The organism is Mycobacterium sp. E136 (assembly GCF_001666865.1).
Lineage (GTDB): Bacteria > Actinomycetota > Actinomycetes > Mycobacteriales > Mycobacteriaceae > Mycobacterium.
On the sequence record NZ_LZJE01000294.1, the window covers coordinates 1 to 977 of the forward strand.

Annotated in this window: 2 protein-coding genes; one reads left to right on the plus strand and one right to left on the minus strand. The window is 62.8% G+C overall.

Annotated elements, in window-relative coordinates; genetic code table 11:
* Window positions 1-107 (minus strand): glycosyltransferase (locus A5698_RS28145; protein ID WP_156670810.1); only part of this gene is annotated, 107 nt, incomplete at its 3' end.
* 212 nt (window positions 108-319) lie between these two features.
* Between A5698_RS28145 and A5698_RS19010 the strand changes: the two genes are divergently transcribed.
* Window positions 320-977: glycosyltransferase (locus tag A5698_RS19010; protein ID WP_231967465.1), on the plus strand; the 658-nt coding region annotated here is incomplete at its 3' end.

Sequence of the window (977 nt, forward strand, 5' to 3'; positions counted from 1 at the left end):
GGGACGGCCATGTGCACTTCGTGCCCGCGGTGCAGCAGTTCACGGCCAACCGCGGCGCAGGGTTCCACGTCACCACGCGTCCCATAGCAGGCCATTAAAAGCTTCATCGCGTCCTACCCTCTCATTTTTTTGCGGAGCCTTTCACTGTTGTTGCTGAGGCGCAATGGCGCCGACGGCTGCCGCGGTTCCAATTCGACCGGCCACGCCATGCCACCGCCAGCGGCACCGGAGTGGCCGGCTCGCCCCAGCAGTAGTCGCCGTGGGACTCCGCCGACCCCGATGTACTCTCTGGTCCACGCAACTTGAAGGGGGGCAGTGGATGGCCAGATCCCTGAGATTTGTGCTGGCAAGCTACGGAAGTCGTGGCGATGTGGAGCCCTGCGTTGCCGTTGGCCGGGAGTTGCTGCACCGCGGACATCAGGTGTATTTGGCAGTAGCGCCCGACATGGTGGGGTTCGTCGAGTCCGCCGGGCTTCAGGCGGTCGGCTACGGCCCGAACGCGCGTTTATGGCAGGACGTCCATCGTGAATTCCAGGCGCGCACGTCCCATCCGTGGAAGGTTGCGGACCTGCGGAGACTGTCGCGCGAGGCATGGGAACCCAAGGCTCGAGCGTGGGAAGAGCTGAGCAGAACGCTGACGTCTCTTGCGAAGGGCGTCGACCTGCTCTTCACTGGTCTGGTTTTCGAGGAGGTCGCTGGCAACGTCGCGGAGTATTACGACATTCCGTTGGCCACGCTTCATTACTTCCCGATAAGACCCAACGGCGAGCTCCTCTCATTCCTGCCGCCACGATTCCGCCGCTCGACCATGCTGGCGCATGAACGGCTGACTTGGCGCGGTACCAAAGAGGTAGTAAACGCGCAGCGCCGCGAACTGGGATTGCCCGAGGCAGTACTGCCCTACACGCGACAGATCACCGAACGTGGATCGCTGGAAATCCAGGCCTATGAGGAGGCCTGCTTTCCTGGATTGGCGG